Annotated in this window: 18 protein-coding genes; all 18 read left to right on the top strand. The window is 58.7% G+C overall.

Annotation, left to right across the window (positions count from 1 at the left end):
• Positions 1 to 3: 3 nt before the first annotated feature.
• Positions 4 to 972 (top strand): flagellar motor switch protein FliM, encoded by a 969-nt coding sequence (gene fliM / locus BFC21_RS09235; protein WP_016781566.1) that lies wholly within the window; start codon positions 4 to 6, stop codon positions 970 to 972.
• Between the two features lie 53 nt (positions 973 to 1,025).
• Positions 1,026 to 1,490, top strand: a complete 465-nt coding sequence (gene fliN / locus BFC21_RS09230) for a flagellar motor switch protein FliN (protein ID WP_016781565.1) — start codon at positions 1,026 to 1,028, stop codon at positions 1,488 to 1,490.
• Positions 1,490 to 1,924 (top strand): flagellar biosynthetic protein FliO, encoded by a 435-nt coding sequence (gene fliO / locus BFC21_RS09225; RefSeq protein ID WP_088377728.1) that lies wholly within the window; start codon positions 1,490 to 1,492, stop codon positions 1,922 to 1,924. Before fliN ends, fliO begins: the two co-directional genes overlap by 1 nt.
• Positions 1,924 to 2,667: a flagellar type III secretion system pore protein FliP gene (gene fliP / locus BFC21_RS09220; protein ID WP_120266002.1), complete on the top strand. Its 744-nt coding sequence runs from the start codon at positions 1,924 to 1,926 to the stop codon at positions 2,665 to 2,667. The genes fliO and fliP overlap by 1 nt, the downstream gene beginning before the upstream one ends.
• A gap of 3 nt (positions 2,668 to 2,670) precedes the next feature.
• On the top strand, positions 2,671 to 2,940 hold the full coding sequence (fliQ, locus tag BFC21_RS09215) for a flagellar biosynthesis protein FliQ (protein WP_016781562.1): 270 nt from the start codon (positions 2,671 to 2,673) through the stop codon (positions 2,938 to 2,940).
• Positions 2,941 to 3,723, top strand: coding sequence for a flagellar biosynthetic protein FliR (gene fliR, locus BFC21_RS09210; protein ID WP_016781561.1), 783 nt, complete (start codon positions 2,941 to 2,943; stop codon positions 3,721 to 3,723). It begins immediately after the preceding gene.
• Between the two features lie 6 nt (positions 3,724 to 3,729).
• Positions 3,730 to 4,866 carry a flagellar biosynthesis protein FlhB gene (gene flhB / locus BFC21_RS09205; RefSeq protein WP_016781560.1) on the top strand — a complete coding sequence of 379 codons (1,137 nt, stop codon included), beginning with the start codon at positions 3,730 to 3,732 and terminating at the stop codon, positions 4,864 to 4,866.
• 400 nt (positions 4,867 to 5,266) lie between these two features.
• Positions 5,267 to 5,803 carry a fimbrial protein gene (locus tag BFC21_RS09200; protein ID WP_157700492.1) on the top strand — a complete coding sequence of 179 codons (537 nt, stop codon included), beginning with the start codon at positions 5,267 to 5,269 and terminating at the stop codon, positions 5,801 to 5,803.
• A gap of 62 nt (positions 5,804 to 5,865) precedes the next feature.
• Positions 5,866 to 6,426 carry a fimbrial protein gene (locus BFC21_RS09195; protein WP_088377725.1) on the top strand — a complete coding sequence of 187 codons (561 nt, stop codon included), beginning with the start codon at positions 5,866 to 5,868 and terminating at the stop codon, positions 6,424 to 6,426.
• Positions 6,427 to 8,970, top strand: a complete 2,544-nt coding sequence (locus tag BFC21_RS09190; RefSeq protein ID WP_120266001.1) for an outer membrane usher protein — start codon at positions 6,427 to 6,429, stop codon at positions 8,968 to 8,970.
• On the top strand, positions 8,967 to 9,728 hold the full coding sequence (locus tag BFC21_RS09185) for a fimbria/pilus periplasmic chaperone (protein ID WP_088377723.1): 762 nt from the start codon (positions 8,967 to 8,969) through the stop codon (positions 9,726 to 9,728). Before BFC21_RS09190 ends, BFC21_RS09185 begins: the two co-directional genes overlap by 4 nt.
• Entirely contained in the window at positions 9,721 to 10,329 is a 609-nt protein-coding gene (locus tag BFC21_RS09180; RefSeq protein WP_088377722.1) for a fimbrial protein, read from the top strand. The genes BFC21_RS09185 and BFC21_RS09180 overlap by 8 nt, the downstream gene beginning before the upstream one ends.
• A gap of 9 nt (positions 10,330 to 10,338) precedes the next feature.
• The gene (locus BFC21_RS09175; RefSeq protein WP_120266000.1) at positions 10,339 to 10,833 is read left to right on the top strand and encodes a fimbrial protein; all 495 of its coding nucleotides are present in this window, start codon (positions 10,339 to 10,341) and stop codon (positions 10,831 to 10,833) included.
• Between the two features lie 13 nt (positions 10,834 to 10,846).
• Positions 10,847 to 11,326: a fimbrial protein gene (locus BFC21_RS09170; RefSeq protein WP_120265999.1), complete on the top strand. Its 480-nt coding sequence runs from the start codon at positions 10,847 to 10,849 to the stop codon at positions 11,324 to 11,326.
• An 11-nt stretch (positions 11,327 to 11,337) separates the two neighbouring features.
• Complete coding sequence (locus tag BFC21_RS09165; RefSeq protein ID WP_120265998.1) at positions 11,338 to 11,886, top strand: fimbrial protein; 549 nt, start codon at positions 11,338 to 11,340, stop codon at positions 11,884 to 11,886.
• 20 nt (positions 11,887 to 11,906) lie between these two features.
• Positions 11,907 to 12,866 carry a fimbrial protein gene (locus BFC21_RS09160; RefSeq protein ID WP_120265997.1) on the top strand — a complete coding sequence of 320 codons (960 nt, stop codon included), beginning with the start codon at positions 11,907 to 11,909 and terminating at the stop codon, positions 12,864 to 12,866.
• 81 nt (positions 12,867 to 12,947) lie between these two features.
• Positions 12,948 to 13,904: a fimbrial protein gene (locus BFC21_RS09155; RefSeq protein ID WP_162939306.1), complete on the top strand. Its 957-nt coding sequence runs from the start codon at positions 12,948 to 12,950 to the stop codon at positions 13,902 to 13,904.
• 125 nt (positions 13,905 to 14,029) lie between these two features.
• The gene (flhA, locus tag BFC21_RS09150; RefSeq protein WP_029611494.1) at positions 14,030 to 16,159 is read left to right on the top strand and encodes a flagellar biosynthesis protein FlhA; all 2,130 of its coding nucleotides are present in this window, start codon (positions 14,030 to 14,032) and stop codon (positions 16,157 to 16,159) included.
• Positions 16,160 to 16,167: the final 8 nt, after the last annotated feature.

Below are 16,167 nucleotides of genomic sequence, written 5' to 3'. Positions count from 1 at the left end.
GACATGGCCGTGCAAGACCTGCTGTCCCAGGATGAGATTGACGCGCTGCTGCATGGCGTCGATGACGGTCTGGTACAGGCCGAAACCGCTGCCGAGCCCGGCAGTGTCAAAAGCTACGACCTGACCAGTCAGGACCGTATTGTCCGGGGGCGCATGCCGACCCTGGAAATGATCAACGAACGTTTCGCCCGCTACACCCGCATCAGTATGTTCAACCTGCTGCGCCGCTCGGCGGACGTGGCCGTGGGCGGGGTGCAGGTGATGAAGTTCGGCGAGTATGTGCATTCGCTGTATGTGCCCACCAGCCTCAACCTGGTCAAGATCAAGCCGTTGCGCGGCACCGCGCTGTTTATCCTCGATGCCAAGCTGGTGTTCAAGCTGGTGGACAACTTCTTCGGTGGCGACGGCCGCCACGCCAAGATCGAAGGCCGTGAATTCACCCCTACCGAACTGCGCGTGGTGCGCATGGTGCTGGAACAGGCCTTTATCGACTTGAAGGAAGCCTGGCAGGCGATCATGGAAGTCAACTTCGAGTACATCAACTCCGAAGTTAACCCCGCGATGGCCAATATCGTCGGCCCCAGCGAAGCCATTGTGGTGTCCACCTTCCATATCGAACTCGACGGCGGTGGCGGCGACCTGCATGTGACCATGCCGTACTCGATGATCGAGCCCGTGCGCGAAATGCTCGACGCCGGTTTCCAGTCGGACCTCGACGACCAGGACGAACGCTGGAGCAAGGCCCTGCGCGAAGACGTGCTGGATGTCAGCGTGCCATTGAGTGCCACCGTGGCCCGTCGTCAGTTGCGCCTGCGCGACATCTTGCATATGCAGCCTGGCGATGTGATCCCCGTCGAGCTGGAAGACGAACTGGTGATGCGCGCCAATGGCGTGCCGTCGTTCAAGGTCAAACTGGGCTCGCACAAAGGCAATCTGGCCTTGCAAGTGGTTGAGCCCATCGGGCGGCGCTAGGCGTCGTACCCCAAGAATTTGCTGTGCCAACGAATGCTCGCCGAGGACTCCCTATGGCTAACGAACACGATACAACTGCTGCAGACCAGGCGCTGGCCGATGAGTGGGCTGCCGCGCTGGAAGAAACCGGTGATGTCGGCCAGGCCGATATCGACGCACTGCTGGCAGCCGATGCCGCGACCAAGCCGGCCTCCAGCCGCCTGCCGATGGAGGAGTTCGGCAGCGTGCCGCGCAATAATCAGCCGGTGACCCTGGACGGCCCCAACCTGGACGTGATCCTCGATATCCCGGTGTCCATCTCGATGGAAGTGGGCAGCACCGACATCAATATCCGCAACCTGCTTCAACTTAATCAGGGCTCTGTGATTGAGCTTGACCGTCTGGCCGGTGAACCGCTGGACGTGCTGGTTAACGGGACGTTGATTGCGCACGGCGAAGTGGTGGTGGTCAACGAAAAATTCGGCATTCGTCTGACTGACGTGATCAGCCCGAGCGAACGTATCAAGAAGTTGCGCTAATGAAACGGTTATTGGCTGCTGTTCTGGCCTGGCCCCTCAGCGCTCTGGCCGCGGAACCCGTGACCAGCGCCGTTGCGGTACCGGCGGCAGGTGGCGGGGTCGGCGCCCAGCTGACCCAGTTGGTATTGGGGTTGCTGCTGGTGCTGGGGCTGATCTTTGCCCTGGCGTGGCTGCTGCGCCGCGTTCAGCGGGCGGGGCCGCAGCAGGGGCAGTTGATCGAACTGATCAGCTCGCGGGCCCTGGGCCCGCGTGACCGGCTGGTGCTGGTACAAGTGGGCAACGAGCAGATCTTGCTCGGCCTCACGCCGGGCCGCATCACCCCGCTGCATGTGCTCAAGGAGCCGCTGGTGTTGCCTGAGAGCACGCAGCCGGCCACCCCGGAATTCGCCCGCCGCCTGATGGAAGCCCTGGGCCAGCAAAAGGACAAGCCTTGATGCGTTTTGTTGTCGCACTGTTGTTGGCACTGGCCGCGCCTTTGGCGTTGGGGGCTGATCCGCTGTCGATCCCGGCGATTACCCTGGGCACCGGGGCCAATGGCCAGCAGGAATATTCGGTTAGCCTGCAAATTCTCCTGATCATGACCGCGCTGAGTTTTATCCCGGCGTTCGTCATGCTGATGACCAGTTTTACCCGGATCATCATCGTCTTTTCGATCCTGCGCCAGGCCCTGGGTTTGCAGCAAACCCCGTCCAACCAGATCCTCACCGGTATGGCGCTGTTTTTGACCATGTTTATCATGGCGCCGGTGTTCGACCGGGTGAACAACGACGCCTTGCAGCCCTATCTGGCCGAAAAGCTCACGGCCCAGGATGCAATCCTCAAGGCCGAAGTGCCGATCAAGGACTTTATGCTGGCACAAACCCGCAGCAGTGACCTTGAGCTGTTTATGCGCCTGTCCAAGCGTACCGATATCGCCACCCCGGATGCCGCGCCCCTGACCATTCTGGTACCGGCCTTCGTGACCTCGGAGCTGAAAACCGCGTTCCAGATCGGCTTTATGATCTTTATCCCGTTCCTGATTATCGACCTGGTGGTCGCCAGTGTGCTGATGGCGATGGGCATGATGATGCTCTCGCCGCTGATCATCTCGCTGCCGTTCAAAATCATGTTGTTTGTGCTGGTCGATGGCTGGGCGCTGATTATTGGCACCCTGGCCAGCAGTTTCGGCGGAGTTTAGCCCATGACCCCGGAAGTGGCGGTAGACCTGTTTCGCAACGCCCTGTGGCTGACCACCATGATGGTCGCGGTGCTGGTGATCCCCAGCCTGCTGGTGGGCTTGCTGGTGGCCATGTTCCAGGCCGCGACCCAGATCAACGAACAAACCCTGAGCTTCTTGCCGCGCTTGCTGGTGATGCTGGTTACCCTGATCGTGGCCGGGCCGTGGCTGGTGCAGACCTTTATGGAATATATCCTGCAGTTGTACGGCAGCATTCCGCAGTTGATCGGCTAAATGTCGCTGCTAGCCCTGACAGACGCGCAGATCAGTACCTGGGTCGCCAGCTTTATGCTGCCGCTGTTCCGGGTGGGCGCGCTGCTGACCACCATGCCGATCATCGGCACCACCCTGGTGCCCAAGCGCATCAAGCTGTTTTTGTCATTGGCCATCACCCTGGCGATCATGCCCAGCCTGCCGCCGTTGCCCACCGTCAACCCGCTGGATTTGAGCGGCCTGCTGCTGATTGCCGAGCAAATCATCATCGGCGCGTTGCTGGGGTTGTCGCTGCAGTTGTTTTTCCAGGCCTTCGTGGTGGCCGGGCAAATCGTCGCAATCCAGATGGGCATGGGCTTTGCGTCAATGGTCGACCCGGCCAACGGCGTCAACGTGGCCGTGATCGGGCAGTTTTTCACCATGCTGGTGACCTTGCTGTTCCTGTCCATGAACGGTCATTTGGTGGTGTTTGAAGTCTTGACCGAGAGCTTCACCACCTTGCCGGTGGGGGGCGGATTGCTGACCAACCACTACTGGGAAATTGCCAACAAACTGGGTTGGGTGCTGGGCGCGGCGTTGCTGCTGGTGCTACCGGCCATTACTGCGCTGCTGGTGGTCAATATTGCCTTTGGCGTGATGACCCGGGCCGCGCCGCAACTGAACATCTTTGCCATCGGTTTTCCACTGACCCTGGTGCTGGGTATGGTAATCCTGTGGATCAGCATGGCGGACATTCTCAACCAGTATCAACCGCTGGCCTCCGAGGCCCTGCAGTTTTTACGCGAACTGGCACAGGCGAAGTAGAACGCTATGGCAGAGAGCGAGAGTGGCGCCGATAAAACAGAAGACCCCACGGAGAAACGCAAAAAGGACTCCAGGGAAAAGGGTGAAATCGCACGCTCAAAAGAGCTGAACACCCTGGCCATCATGCTGGCAGGTTCCGCGGGTTTGCTGATTTTTGGCGGCGCCCTGGCCCAGGACATGATGGAACTGATGCGCTACAACTTCAGCCTTAGTCGCGACGTGCTGCTGAACCCTGACTCGATGGGCGCGTTTCTGTTGCACTCGGGCAAGATCGCCCTGATTGCCCTGCAACCGGTGTTGCTGACCTTGCTGATCGCCGCGCTGGTCGGCCCGATTTCCCTGGGCGGCTGGCTCTTTGCCGCGGGCAGCCTGGCGCCAAAATTCAGCCGCATGAACCCAGCGGCGGGGATCAAGCGCATGTTCTCGGCCAAGGCGCTGGTGGAACTGCTCAAGGCTCTGGCCAAATTCTTTATCATCCTGATCGTGGCCTTGCTGGTGTTGAAGTCCGACATCGATGACCTGCTGCGCATCGCCCATGAACCGCTGGAACTGGCGGTGATTCACAGCCTGCAAGTGGTGGCCTGGAGCGCCTTGTGGATGGCCTGCGGGCTGATCCTGATTGCCGCTGTGGATGTGCCGGTGCAACTGTGGGAAAGCCACCAGAAACTGCTGATGACCAAGCAGGAGGTGCGCGACGAGCACAAGGACCAGGAAGGGCGCCCCGAGGTCAAGCAGCGCATTCGCCAGGTGCAGCGTGAAATGTCCCAGCGTCGCATGATGGCGGCGATTCCGGATGCCGACGTCATCATCACCAACCCTACGCACTACGCAGTAGCCCTCAAGTACGACCCCGAAAAGGGCGGGGCGCCGATGTTGCTGGCCAAGGGCAGCGACTTTTTGGCGCTGAAAATCCGCGAGATTGGTGCCAAGCACAACATCCTGCTGCTGGAGTCGCCGGCGTTGGCGCGGTCGATCTACCACTCCACCGAGCTGGAGCAGGAAATCCCTGCCGGGCTGTACCTGGCCGTGGCCCAGGTGTTGGCCTATGTCTACCAGATCCGCCAGCACCAGGCCGGCAAGGGCAAGCGCCCGGACCCGCTCAAGGACGTGCCGATCCCGCCGGACTTGCGGCGTGACGAGTAAATTGCAGTACCTGTTGTTATTGCAATAGATCATTCTTGAAAAGAATTTGAATTGAAAATATAAAAGCGTGAATATGTGTTAGATATGTTTTATGCTTTAAATGTTGTTGCGCTTTTATTGTGCTGACCAAGTAATTCTTCTATTGGCTGAGCAAATTCCTACGGTGCTATTTGAATAGCCCTTCTTTTTTATAAAAATTATCCAGATTATCGCTAGTTACTTTCTGACAGTTCCTTGGTTGTGATCCTGCATCTTTTTTAAACTGTGGCTGTTAATTTCTCCCCCGCTCTTTCAATAGGGTGATCGTGATCCCGGTGTGCAGTCCTGCTTTGCACCGGGGCAACTTAACAGCGCAGACCCATACCTATGGGTTTAAAAATGTTTGCATGGGAGATTGTTAATGAACGGTGGACTAAAAACAGCGATGGCATCCATTGCCTTGCTGGCGGTTTCTGTATCGAGTGCTCAAGCGGCGGGGACCGGGACGATCACATTTGAAGGGGAAATACTGGAGGCGGCCTGCTCCATCGAGCCTGACAGTGTCGACCAAAGCATCCCCTTGGGCCTGGTTGCCAGCGCGCAACTGGCAACGGGTGGCATCACTGACCCGGTATTCTTCAATATTCAGCTCACGGGCTGTACCTTTGCCACGACCGGATCCCCGCCGGCCAGGACGGTAACGGCCACGTTTACCGGAGCGGCCTCCACTGATGTAATCGGTGCACTGGCCATAACCGGTACGGCCAATGGTGCGGGCATCATGCTGCGCACCGGCAGCGGCGCGCCGATAACACTGGGCACCGCAACCGCTGCACAATCGCTTCTGGATGGCGACAACACCCTGCTGTTTTCCGCCCATATGAAAGGCACAGCCACCGGCACTATCACGCCGGGTAAGTTCAATGCCGTCACCAACTTCGCCCTGGCCTATCAATAAGCTATTTGCCCTGTTGCCGACCATTTGGCAGCAGGGCAGATGTAAGGGGGATTGACGTGAACATGATCTCAACGTTGGCAACTGTCTTTGGTGGGTGCGCGTTTGTTGTCTGGCTTGGTCCGATAGCTGTTGCCCGGGACAACCAAGGCAGCGGGAGCATCACACTTCACGGGCAAATTCTTGAGTCCGCCTGTGCGCTGGATGCAAACAGTGCTTATCAGGTGATTGAACTGGACCCTCTGCCGATGGGGCAACTTATTCGGTTGGGCGAAAGTGCTCCGCGCACATTCACTTTGCGCCTGGTCAAGTGCTTGTTGACCCGTCCCGATCCTTCTCGCCCGGACAGTTACTTGCCCGATTGGCAGCACGTCAGGGTGACGTTTGATGGCCTGCCGGATATGGGCGGGCGGTTTTTTGCCGCCGGGGGGACTGCCCAGGGGCTGGCCCTGCGCATTACCGACATGCAGGGCCAGGACAGCAAACCCGGAGTGCCTATGGGGCTGACGCCGTTGACCGGGGAGGACCAGGAGCTGCGCTATGTCCTGCAACTCGTCGGCAATGGTCGCCCAATGGCTGTTGGCTCGCACCGCGCTGCGGTGCGGTTCCGGCTGGAGTATTTCTAAATGCATTGGTTGTTTACATCGCGCCCGCTGTCTGGCGCCAACCTGATCTTGCGCAGAGGTTTGTTGGGTGGATTGATGTCGATAAGCAGCGCCGTTGTGGTTGCCGATGACATCCAGTTCAACACTGACATTCTCGACCTGAGCGATCGCGGCAATATCGACTTGTCGCAGTTTTCCCGCAGCGGCTTCATCTTGCCGGGTACCTACTCGATGCAGGTGCAGATCAACACCCAGTTGCTGGCCGAGCAGCGCATCGCTTTTTATCCGCCCGACGATGACGTCAAAGGCAGTCAGGCTTGCCTGGCACCCGCTCTGGTCAGCCAGCTTGGCCTGAAGGAGGGCCGGGAAGCAGAACTCGCCTGGTGGAAGGCCGGCGAGTGCCTGGATATTCGCAGCCTGCCGGGCATGGAGGTTAGTGGCGATTTAAGTACCTCCACCCTCTATATCTCTCTGCCCCAGGCCTACCTTGAATACAACGCCTTGAACTGGGACCCTCCAGCCCGCTGGGATGAAGGCGTGCCGGGCATGCTGATGGATTACAACCTGACCGCACAGTCCATCAGCCAGAAACACAGCTCGCGGCGCACTAACCTGACCGGCAACGGCACGTTCGGTGCCAATGCCGGGCCGTGGCGGTTGCGCGCCGACTGGCAGGGCCGTATCGATGACGAGCAGATCAACCGCGAGCAGCGCCTGGAGTGGAGCCGTTTCTATCTCTACCGGGCATTGCCGTCAATTCGCGCACGCGTAACCCTGGGTGAGAACTACCTGTATTCAGACCTGTTCGACAGCTTCCGCTTTACCGGTGTTGCACTCAACTCCGATGACAACCAGTTGCCTCCCAACCTGCGTGGCTATGCGCCGGAAGTGGTGGGTGTTGCCAGGACAAATGCCAAGGTGGTGATCAGCCAGCAAGGCCGCGTGCTCTATGAAGCATTGGTGGCGGCGGGGCCGTTTCGCATTCGCGACCTCAATGACGCTGTTACCGGCACCCTGGATGTTCGGGTTGAAGAGCATGATGGCGGCGTGACGACCTTTACCGTCGAATCGGCGAGCATTCCCTATCTCACACGGCCCGGCACCGTGCGCTTCAAACTGGCCGGCGGGCGACCGTCCGCGCTGCATGATGGCGGGCAGGGCAGTGCCTTTGGCACGGGTGAGTTTTCCTGGGGGGTCAGCAACGGCTGGTCGCTGTATGGTGGCGCGCTCAGTGACAACAACTACAACGCGCTGTCACTGGGGGCTGGGCGTGACCTGCTGGCCTTTGGCGCGATGTCACTGGACGTTACCCGGGCCAGCGCCACGCTGCAGGACAAGGGCTTTGCAGGCAACTCCTATCGCCTGAGCTATTCGAAAAGTTTCGATAAATACGACAGTCAGGTCACCTTTGCCGGCTACCGCTTTTCCGAAAAAAACTACATGAGCATGAGCGAGTACCTGAACGCACGCCATTACGGCGGCCCTGTGGGGGGCAGCAAGTCACTGTATGTCGCGACGTTCAACAAGCAGTTTCGCGATGCCGGGCTTAGTGCTTACCTCAACTACAGCAACCAGTCCTACTGGGATCGCCCGACCTCCGAGCGCTGGAGCCTTTCACTGGCCCGCTACTTCAATATGGGCGCGGTCAAAAACATCAGTCTCTCGCTGAACCTGTTTCACAATCAGGAGCGCAACCAGTACAGCGGTACGAACAACAACAATAACGGCCTGTACCTGACCCTCAGCCTGCCACTGGGGCGCTCCGGGACATTGACCAACAGTGCCAACAGCTCCTATGGCAAGCACAGCTATTCCACGCGATTCAGCGATCGTCTGGGTGAGCGCAACAACTATCAGCTGTCGGCAGGCAAGAACTCGTTCAGCGGCTATTTGAGCCATGCCGGCGATCACGCCGACCTTTCCGTCAGTGCTGCAATGCAGCCAGGCAACTCCACCAGCCTGAGCCTGTCCGCCCGTGGTGGCGGCACGCTGACTGCCCACGGCGGTGCCGGGCATCGAACTACGGGCACCGGCGGCACCCGACTGCTGGTCGATACCCAAGGTGTGGCCAACGTGCCGGTACGCGGTTATGGCTCGCCAACGCGCACCAATGCGTACGGCAAGGCCGTGATTTCGGATGTCTCGAGCTTTATGCGCACTGCAGCCAGTGTCGATCTGGAAAACCTGCCGGCGAATATCGAGGCAACCGAGTCCGTGACCCAGTTGACCCTGACCGAAGGTGCCATCGGCTATCGCACGCTGCAGGTCATTAGCGGCCACAAGGCGATGGCTCTGTTGCGCCTGCCCGATGGCAGCTCCCCGCCGTTCGGGGCCACGGTAAAGAACGACAAACAGCAGGAAACGGGCATCGTTAATGATGGTGGCAGTGTCTACCTGGGCGGCATCCAGGCTGGCGGGCGGATGGTTGTCAGCTGGGGCGGTGCCGAGCGCTGCACCCTGCTGATGCCCGCCAGCTTGCCGGCTGACGGGCTGGCCAGTGCCCTGGACCTGCCTTGCCAGCCAGGCATGCCCCCCCTTACCGACACGGAGAACCAGACCCCATGACCCTTGATGTTCGCGTTACGCCCTTGATGCTGGTCGCTTTAATGTTAGGCCTGCAGGATTACGCCCATGCAGCCATCGGCCTTGATCGCACCCGTGTGGTGTTCGATGGCAGCAAGGAGGCGGTGAGCCTCAACATCACCAACAACAATACTCAATTGCCATATCTGGCCCAGGGCTGGATTGAAGACGAGCAGGGCAACAAGATCACCACCCCGCTGGTCGTGCTGCCGCCGGTTCAACGGCTGGAGCCGGGTAAACGCAGCCAGATCAAGGTGCAGGCCCTGCCGGCCGTCAAGGCGCTGCCCCAGGACAGGGAAACGGTTTATTACTTCAACCTGCGGGAAATCCCACCCCGCAGTGAAAAAGCCAACAGCCTGCAAATTGCCCTGCAGACCCGCATCAAGCTGTTTTATCGACCGGCTTCTATCGTCCCGGGCCAGCAGGAGCAGGCTGATCCCTGGCAGCAACAACTGACCCTGACCCGTGAAGGCGAGCACTACCTGGTCAACAACCCAACCCCGTACTACGTCACGCTGATTGATGCCCAGCGCACGAAGGCCGATCAGACAGCGGCGGATTTCGAGCCGCTGATGGTCGCCCCCAACACTTCCTCGACGCTGGGGCCAACCGTCGCGGCTTTGGGTACGACCCCGGTATTGACCTATGTGAATGATTACGGCGGGCGTCCGACCCTGCTTTTCAAGTGCAGTGGCAATACCTGCCAGGTGGACGTCAAGGCGTCCCAGGCCAATGAGTGACAGTGCCGTGCGCCGCCGGGAGCGCCTTGTGATGCCTTGTCGGGGCAGGGTCCTGGGTTGTCTGCTACTGGCCCTGCAGGCCGTGCCGGGGCATGCGGAGATTGAAGGCATGAGTGGCGTGCTGCTTGTATCGGGCGCGCTGACCAATTCCCCTTGCGTGCTGGACATGACCTCGGCGGATCAGGCCATCGATCTGGGCAGTGTGCCGCGCAATCAATTGTTGCAACCGGGGGATGAGGCTTCGCCGGTGGCCTTTCAATTGCGCTTTGTCGATTGTCGGCGCGCCTCGGGAAGCCTGCTCAACGAGCGCACCGGCAACCTGGTATGGAGTGCCTACCAGCCTGTGGTTTCCGTGGCCTTTCTGGGCCAGGCCGACCCGGATGACCCGCGCCTGCTCAAGGTGCGGGGCGTTACCGGGATGGGCTTGCGCCTGACCGATGCCCTTGGCCGCGACGTACGTTTGGGGGCGCGCGGCGAGCCTTTGTTCCTGGATCGCGGCAGCGACACCCTGAGCTGGCAGGTACGCCCCACGCGCACCCGTGCTGCGCTGACCAGTGGTGCGTTCCGCGCCACTGTGGATTTCAGGCTTGTGTATGAATGAGGTGAAACGATGATCAAACCCTTAGGGGCGCGCCTGGCCATCGCCTGTGGCGCTGCACTTCTGCCCTTGTGCGAAGGGGTCATGGCACAGGTCGCTGTGTCCATCCGCGGGGTGATAGTTGCGCCGCCGCCGTGCGTCATCAACGCCGGCAGCACGCTCAATGTCCCGTTCGGCGACGACCTGATGACAACTCGCATCGATGGTGTGAACTACCGCCGGGGCGTGCCTTATACGCTCACGTGCGGGCCGCAGCCCTCGAACAACATGAAGATCACCTTGCAGGGCACCGGGGCCGGGTTTGGCAGCGCGTACCTGGGCACCAGCAAAAGCGACCTGGGGATCAAGCTGCTGTTGAACGGTGCCGCCTGGCCTCTGAACAATGCCGTGAACTTCACCTATCCCACCTTGCCGGTGATAGAAGCCGTGCCGGTGAAAAACCCGGGCAGCACACTGACAGGCGGGGCTTTTTCTGCCTCCGCCACGTTAGTGGTTGCCTTGCAGTAAGAGGGATCCAGACATGAAACCCTGGCAACAGTCCGTTCTGTTTGCAGTGTGCGCTTTTGCCCTGGGCGCCAGCGCACTGGCAAACCTCAGGTTTGACGGCACGCTGATAGAGCCGCCGCCTTGCACGATCAACAGTGGCAACACGATCGATATCAATTTTGAAAATGTCGGTATCAATAAAATCGACGGTGTGAACTACCGCAAACCCTTGAGCTTCACCCTGAGCTGCACGGCCGGTACGTTGCCTTGGGAGATGCTGTTGAAGGTGCAGGGCGTGGCCACGACCTTTGACTCATCGGCCGTGGTCTCCAGTGTGTCCGGCCTGGGTATCAAGATTCTGCGAAACGGCGTGCCCTTCACCCTGAATACGCCGCTGCTGATAAACCCGGCGTCACCCCCTGTGCTGGAGGCCGTGCCGATCAAAAGTGCAGCAAGCATCCTGGCACCGGGCGGTTTTTCGGCTTCGGCCACGCTGCTGGCCTATTACCAGTGAGGAGGGGGTGTATGCACATTGGAACGAAAACGGGTTATGGGTACGCCCTGGCATTGCTGATGGGCATGCCAATGCTGCTGCCTGGCACCCTTGAGGCCGCTGACAACCTTAGCTTCAGGGGCGTGCTGGTGGCGGATGCCTGCACCCTTCGCCCCGGCGACGAGGCGGTGCAGTGGGATCTGCGGGATGTTTCCATCAAGTACCTGTATTTGTATTCGCGCACCCTCGGCATGCCTTTTCAACTGCACCTTGAGGGCTGTAATACGACCGTCGGCAGCTCTGTGACGGTGACGTTCAGCGGTAACGAAAGCCTAGTGTTGCCCGGCCTGCTCGCACTGGACGGCGGCAGTAGAGCTACCGGAGTCGCAATCGGCATCGAAACCCCTGCTGACAGGCCCTTGCCCCTGAATACGGCCAGTGACGAGCAAGCACTGAGTAACGGCAACAATACAATTACCCTCAAGGCTTATATCAGGGGTGAGCCGCAGGCCATTGCCAGTCAGTCAATTACTGCGGGAACTTTCAGGGCCACGTCGACATTTACATTGCATTACCCATAACGCCCGCGCTGGAAGTTGACTTGAAGATTGAGGTTTTTATGAAGTGTCTGGTTGGATTTTTATTATTGTTGCTGGCTAATACTGCCAGTGCAATCCATTGTCGAGTTAATGGAGGGGCTTGGCAAAATATGGATTACGGTATTATGGATGTGTACGTCGCGGTAAGGGCCACCCCCGGAGATGGCAGGGTAATGCTGGATGGCTATCGGATAGAATGCAAATACCCTCCCGGTGTCGGGGGTGGGGCACAAGATAAATATTTTCTTTGGACAGAACAGAACGCGTTGTCCCCAGGCGGTGTTTTGTTTGGGCATCAAACAGGTCTGCGCATTGCGGGGCTTCATCTTGACTCTCCCATTCCCGAGAATATTCATGTTGCTACGATGCCAAGTGATGGTCGCATTATAACGTTGGATGCTTATATGTATGTAAATACAACAAGGGTGCCGGGAAAGTATATTAATATTCGGGCCGGGGAGCGGCTAGGTGTTCTGATGCTGAAGCGAACGAATACAATTCAGCTGCCGTGGGATAGTGTAAGTTTCTGGATTCATGCCAATAATAGTTTTTATTTTCAGCCATCCACCTGCACTATCAACAACAATGCGCCAATTGATGTTGATTTCGAGCAGGTTGATGCTTCAAGTCTCGAGGCTTCACCCGGTGCGACGCCTGTCAGGAAAGTGATACCGCTGAGGTACTCCTGTCCCGATTTTGGCATCAATACACCCATTACCATTACGTTGAAGGGGCAACGCTCATCCTTTAATTCATCAGTTCTTGCGCTGAGTAATAGTGACCTTGGCGTGGGACTTTTGCGCAATGGCAGCGTCGTCTCTCCCGAGTCTTTATATACGAGCAATATCTACAACAGTGCCGGGGGGGACGATGTGACCTTTGCATTGGTTCGCCGCCCTGGCAGCTTGCCAGTGGCAGGGCCTTTTTCCGGCAGTGCGACATTGATAATGGGGGTGCCCTGATTCGCGGGTACAGCCGGCAATCGTTATCGAAATGACAGGGCGACTTGATTGACTCATATGTGGCGCTTGGCAGATATCTCTATGAAATACATGACGGGTTTTATTTTACTGCTCTTGATGCAAAACGTATTTGCCGCTCATTGCCAGGTCGATGGCGGCCCCTGGGTTGATATGAAAACCAGCCCGCTGGATGTGCATGTTGACCTGCGCCTGGATAAAGACGCCGGCAAAGTTACCATGAGCGGTTACTCTGTGCGTTGTATGCATGATTTTCCGGGCTGGTATCCTGATTCTAACAAGCAATACTTTTCAACCGTGGCCAGCGGCTTGATTTTGGGGCCTACCGTCATGGATTATGGTTCTGGAATGGATATTCTTGGGGCTCTACTCCCTTGGCCGGTAAGTGCCGGTCGTTATTTGGCCTTGCATGATCGCTTGACCCCGGTGGTGGATCTGCCGGTCAAGGTCTATTTTGATATTCCTACGGCGCCAGGGAAATACATAAAGATCAAGCCGGGGGCGTTTCTCGCCGTTGTTCTGTTGTTTGTGACGTACAACTTCGACTCGCCCCAATACCCCGCCTACCGTATGCGCATTAACCTGATCGCCCGCAACGGCGTCGATTCCAGCCCCTCGACCTGCGTTATCAACAATAATTTGCCCATCAATATTGATTTTGGCAGCGTGGACGCTGTTGCGATCGGCACGAGCATCTTCAATACGCCGTACAAGAAAGATTTCCGGCTGAGGTACAGCTGTGACGGGCCCAGTGTGAACTCGCCCATTACCGTCAAGTGGCAGGCGACCCCTTCAGCCTTTCATACGCATGCCATTGCCACGAGCAAGCAGGACGCGGGGGTTATATTGTTTCGTCCCGACAGCAGTGCGCTGGTGGGGCCGGGCGGGGAGATCAGAAGCACCATCACAAACAGCTCAGGCTCGACCGAAGTGTCCTTCGCTCTGGTCAAAAAACCGGACACCTTTCCTGACGCCGGCCCTTTTACCGCCAGTGGCACCCTGACCCTGATGCTGCCCTGACTCGCCCGTACAACCCTTGCGCGCCTGACATATGGCCATTTGCCAAAGTTGGAAGGTTTCTTGCAGAGGCAGGCTCTACGGCGCATATGGCGTCAAAAGTTTGCTAAAGGTTTGTCGCAATGTCATTGGATCGCTCTCAGTTAATCAACACCGCGCGCAGCGGTCTGGCCGGCCTGGGTCAGGGGCAGTTGGGTGTGCCGCTGCTGCTGCTGGTGATGCTGGCAATGATGATGTTGCCCATTCCTGCGTTTCTGCTGGATGTGTTCTTTACCTTCAACATTGCCCTGTCGATCGTGGTGCTGCTGGTGTGCGTGTACGCCCTGCGGCCCCTGGATTTTGCGGTGTTCCCTACCATTTTGCTGGTCGCCACCCTGATGCGCCTGGCGCTCAACGTGGCTTCCACGCGGGTGGTGATGCTTCACGGCCAGGAGGGCCACGCCGCCGCAGGCAAGGTGATCCAGGCCTTCGGCGAGGTGGTGATCGGCGGCAACTATGTAGTGGGTATCGTGGTGTTTGCGATCCTGATGATCATCAACTTTGTGGTGGTGACCAAGGGCGCCGGGCGTATCTCCGAAGTCAGCGCGCGTTTTACCCTCGATGCCATGCCCGGCAAGCAAATGGCTATTGATGCCGACCTTAACGCCGGGCTGATCGACCAGAACCAGGCCAAGCTGCGCCGTCAGGAAGTGGCCCAGGAGGCCGAGTTCTACGGTTCAATGGACGGTGCCAGCAAGTTTGTGCGCGGTGATGCCATCGCCGGTCTGCTAATCCTGTTTATCAACCTGATCGGCGGCATGGCGGTGGGGATTTTCCAGCACGGCATGAGCTTCAGCGAGGCGGGCAAGGTCTACGCGCTGTTGACCATCGGTGACGGTTTGGTGGCGCAGCTGCCTTCGCTGCTGCTGTCCACGGCGGCGGCGATCATGGTGACCCGGGCGTCGGGCTCCGAAGACATGGGCAAGCAGATCAACCGCCAGATGTTTACCTCGCCCAAGGCGCTGGCTGTCTCGGCAGGCATCATGGCCATCATGGGCATTGTGCCCGGCATGCCGCATTTCTCCTTCCTCAGCCTGGCGGCTGTCGCCGGTGGCGCCGCGTACCTGATGTGGAAAAAACAGAACGTGGTCAAGGTCCAGGCCCTGCAGGAGGTCAAGCGCCAGCAGGAACTGCTGCCATCACCCGCCCGTGCCCAGGAAACCAAGGAGCTGGGCTGGGATGACGTCACGCCCATCGACATGATCGGCCTGGAAGTGGGCTACCGTCTGATTCCGCTGGTGGATCGCAACCAGGGTGGCCAGTTACTGGCGCGGATCAAGGGCGTGCGCAAAAAGCTGTCCCAGGATTTGGGCTTCCTGATGCCCACCGTGCATATCCGCGACAACCTCGACCTGGCCCCCAGCGCCTATCGCCTGACCCTGATGGGGGTGATCCTGGCCGAAGCCGAGATCTACCCCGACCGCGAAATGGCGATCAACCCGGGGCAGGTGTTCGGCACGCTCAACGGCATTACCACCAAGGACCCAGCCTTTGGTCTGGAAGCGGTGTGGATTGAGGTCAGCCAGCGTAGCCAGGCGCAATCGCTGGGCTATACCGTAGTGGACGCCAGTACCGTGGTGGCAACGCACCTCAATCAGATCCTGTACAAACACTCCCACGAGCTGATTGGCCATGAAGAGGTGCAGCAGTTGATGCAGTTGCTGGCCAAGTCCTCGCCAAAACTGGCCGAGGAGCTGGTGCCGGGTGTATTGAGCCTGTCGCAATTGCTCAAGGTGTTGCAGGCCTTGCTCGCCGAACAGGTGCCGGTACGGGATATCCGCAGCATTGCCGAAGCCGTCGCCAACAATGCCCACAAGAGTCAAGATACTGCCGCTTTGGTTGCCGCGGTGCGTGTGGGCCTGTCCCGTGCCATCGTGCAAAGCATTGTAGGCGTTGACTCCGAGCTGCCTGTGATCACCCTGGAGCCCAGGTTGGAACAAATATTGCTCAATAGTTTGCAGAAGGCCGGAGTTGGCCAGGAAGAGGGCGTTTTGCTGGAGCCAAGCATGGCAGAGAAGCTCCAGCGCTCGTTGATCGACGCTGCTCAGCGCCAGGAGATGCAAGGCAACCCGGTTATCTTGTTGGTGGCAGGCCCGGTACGCGCAATGTTGTCGCGCTTTGGCCGTCTGGCGGTGCCCAACCTGCATGTGCTGGCTTACCAGGAAATCCCTGACAATAAGCAGGTCACGATCGTTGCGACAGTAGGCCCTAACGGCTGAGGGTTTGG

The organism is Pseudomonas sp. TMW 2.1634, from assembly GCF_001703595.1.
Lineage (GTDB): Bacteria > Pseudomonadota > Gammaproteobacteria > Pseudomonadales > Pseudomonadaceae > Aquipseudomonas > Aquipseudomonas fragi.
This window is presented reverse-complemented; position numbering and strand designations above follow the sequence as displayed.

Excerpts from the sequence above, each read along its gene's own strand:
- fliM (WP_016781566.1), top strand. The coding sequence starts at position 4 with ATGGCCGTGCAAGACCTGCTGTCCCAGGATGAGATTGACGCGCTGCTG.
- fliN (WP_016781565.1), top strand. The coding sequence starts at position 1,026 with ATGGCTAACGAACACGATACAACTGCTGCAGACCAGGCGCTGGCCGAT.
- fliO (WP_088377728.1), top strand. The coding sequence starts at position 1,490 with ATGAAACGGTTATTGGCTGCTGTTCTGGCCTGGCCCCTCAGCGCTCTG.
- fliP (WP_120266002.1), top strand. The coding sequence starts at position 1,924 with ATGCGTTTTGTTGTCGCACTGTTGTTGGCACTGGCCGCGCCTTTGGCG.
- fliQ (WP_016781562.1), top strand. The coding sequence starts at position 2,671 with ATGACCCCGGAAGTGGCGGTAGACCTGTTTCGCAACGCCCTGTGGCTG.
- fliR (WP_016781561.1), top strand. The coding sequence starts at position 2,941 with ATGTCGCTGCTAGCCCTGACAGACGCGCAGATCAGTACCTGGGTCGCC.
- flhB (WP_016781560.1), top strand. The coding sequence starts at position 3,730 with ATGGCAGAGAGCGAGAGTGGCGCCGATAAAACAGAAGACCCCACGGAG.
- BFC21_RS09200 (WP_157700492.1), top strand. The coding sequence starts at position 5,267 with ATGAACGGTGGACTAAAAACAGCGATGGCATCCATTGCCTTGCTGGCG.
- BFC21_RS09195 (WP_088377725.1), top strand. The coding sequence starts at position 5,866 with ATGATCTCAACGTTGGCAACTGTCTTTGGTGGGTGCGCGTTTGTTGTC.
- BFC21_RS09190 (WP_120266001.1), top strand. The coding sequence starts at position 6,427 with ATGCATTGGTTGTTTACATCGCGCCCGCTGTCTGGCGCCAACCTGATC.
- BFC21_RS09185 (WP_088377723.1), top strand. The coding sequence starts at position 8,967 with ATGACCCTTGATGTTCGCGTTACGCCCTTGATGCTGGTCGCTTTAATG.
- BFC21_RS09180 (WP_088377722.1), top strand. The coding sequence starts at position 9,721 with ATGAGTGACAGTGCCGTGCGCCGCCGGGAGCGCCTTGTGATGCCTTGT.
- BFC21_RS09175 (WP_120266000.1), top strand. The coding sequence starts at position 10,339 with ATGATCAAACCCTTAGGGGCGCGCCTGGCCATCGCCTGTGGCGCTGCA.
- BFC21_RS09170 (WP_120265999.1), top strand. The coding sequence starts at position 10,847 with ATGAAACCCTGGCAACAGTCCGTTCTGTTTGCAGTGTGCGCTTTTGCC.
- BFC21_RS09165 (WP_120265998.1), top strand. The coding sequence starts at position 11,338 with ATGCACATTGGAACGAAAACGGGTTATGGGTACGCCCTGGCATTGCTG.
- BFC21_RS09155 (WP_162939306.1), top strand. The coding sequence starts at position 12,948 with ATGAAATACATGACGGGTTTTATTTTACTGCTCTTGATGCAAAACGTA.